General features: G+C 39.3%; 1 protein-coding gene. It reads right to left on the bottom strand.

The annotated features are described in order from the left end of the window. Positions 1–77: 77 nt before the first annotated feature. Positions 78–1,534 (bottom strand): IS5 family transposase gene (locus QUA70_RS28380; protein WP_445251688.1). Its coding sequence is split into 2 segments (ribosomal slippage): positions 78–943 and positions 943–1,534, totalling 1,458 coding nucleotides; the frame shifts between segments, so codons are not numbered across the junction. Between the last annotated feature and the right edge of the window lie 122 nt (positions 1,535–1,656).

Raw genomic sequence — 1,656 nt, forward strand, 5'->3', positions numbered from 1 at the left:
GGGCTTGCTGAAAAAGTGAGAAAACAGCATTTAGAAAGATGAGTGAATTCGAGTTCTCCTCGGCAATATAAGTTTTGTCAATTGTGTTCTGGCGAAACATAGCTTTTACCAATGATTGAAGCCAAAAAACATGAAAAAAGGTTTTTGTTATGAAATAGACCGAAAAAAAGCCAAAAAGCCTGCCGTAGCAGGGCAGAAAGATTCATCACCAGAAAAGTTATTGCGATGCTTGTTTCAGAAGTATTATCAAGTTTAGCCATCACTCTACCGAGGCTAAATCTTCTTTTAGCTTCTCCAAATTTCCCTTCAATTAAGTTACGAATTCTCTCGTCTGATTGAGCTTGTTTTTTCAGTAATTTGCTCAGATTTTTGGGAGGTCTTCCTAGACGGACACCGCTCATTCTTATGCCGAGTTCTTTGCACCAAGCTCTATTTTCTTGTGTTCGATATATCCGATCTACATGAATTGATTCAGGGTAAAATCCGGTGAATTGTTTAAAGGCTTCTACTTGTCTTTTAAGGTCTCCTGATTCGTTGAAGTTATCCCAACTAATTCGGTCTAAAAATACGTACCCATTTCGACAACTGGCTGACAGTTTTGCCCCAAATTCAACGGATTTCCCGGCTTTCCCTCTGACGATGGGGCGGATATGTGGTTGCTTTAAACTTACTATTCTGTCGGAAATACTATGTTCTTTCTTTTCATACATTGACAACTGTTGACGGTAGACTTCTGCCACTACTAACAGCATTTTATAATGAGATTTAGTCAGTAACTGTAGCTCACCCATTCCCTCTATATTCGCCAAATTTCTTTGGATGTATTGCAGTTGTTTTTTAATTGCTTTTCTTCTTTCTTTTCGTCGTGGCTTTCGCTGTTTTGCTATGGTTAGGTATTCTTTCCTGGCTCGGTTTCGATATGTCCTCGGTTTTTTTTTACGGGTGACTTAATTTGATTGTGCAGAGCATCTATGATTTTTTCAGTATGTTCTCTTGCTTGATTTAATAATCCTAAGTCGGTCGGATATTTAATGTCGGCTGGCGTACAGGTGGCATCTAATATTAATTTTCCTTGATTTTTGGGTTCACTTATTTCTGATGACTCTTTTTCGACGAGAACTCCTAGCACTTCGGTCTGCTCTTTGACCATTTTTTCGTTGATTTTATTGACTAGGTTGACACCTATTCTCTCCCTAAAATGAACGAACATGGATGAATCAAATGGTGTGGCATCACTATAGGTTGTCATGCCTATAAAGTATTGTAGGTATGGGTTTTCTCTTATTTGTTCTAGCGTTTCTTTGTCGCTGGTTCCTAGCCTTTCTTTAATTATTAATGCCCCCAATGCCATTCTAAATGATTTGGCAGGCGCTCCTGTAGATACTGTAAAATTTTCGGCATATTCATCTTCAAATTCTGACCACGGAATTATTTTTGCCATGATTACCCAACGATTATTCTCTGATAATTGCCCCTGTCCGTGAAGGTCAAAGTTGGAAGGTGGGGTTGGGGTTGGGTCAACTTTTCGGTACATGAACGAAAGTGCTGCTGTGCATAGCTTTTGACTAATTTTAGCTCATAGTCTTACACGTTGTCAACGCCGAACGCGAGTCAAAGTCTTTTGAGGTAAGGGTTTTAGGCTTATTCAGCAAGCCC

It is taken from the genome of Microcoleus sp. LAD1_D5 (assembly GCF_036702115.1).
GTDB lineage: Bacteria > Cyanobacteriota > Cyanobacteriia > Cyanobacteriales > Microcoleaceae > Microcoleus.